Source organism: Paraburkholderia sp. BR10872, from assembly GCF_040965835.1.
Lineage (GTDB): Bacteria > Pseudomonadota > Gammaproteobacteria > Burkholderiales > Burkholderiaceae > Paraburkholderia > Paraburkholderia nodosa_A.
In genome coordinates this window covers 1-263 of the sequence record NZ_JBFRCN010000181.1, presented here as the reverse complement: position 1 = coordinate 263, position 263 = coordinate 1, and the positions used below count along the sequence as shown (strand labels likewise).

Annotated in this window: 1 pseudogene; it reads right to left on the bottom strand. The window is 65.0% G+C overall.

Features of this window, described 5'->3' with window-relative positions:
• Positions 1-263, bottom strand: a pseudogene (locus AB4Y43_RS40590) (electron transfer flavoprotein-ubiquinone oxidoreductase); the annotation flags it as partial.

Here is a 263-nt window from a genome sequence, read left to right as displayed (position 1 = left end):
CTCGTGGTCGCGATGCTGGTGATGCAGCGTCCACGGCACGTTGCCGCCCAGCAGCTTCTGCTCGATGCCCACCATCAGCGTGCCCAGGTACAGGCCCTTGCTCATCCACTGCTTGAAGTTGCGCGCCTTGTACAGTTCCGTGTGGAGCCACGACTGCTTGAACGCTTCCGGGTAAGCCGCGAGTTCATCGCTCTGGCGGCCTGCCTGCACGGCTTCGAACGCCGCATCGGCGGCCAGCATGCCGGTCTTGATCGCCGCGTGGC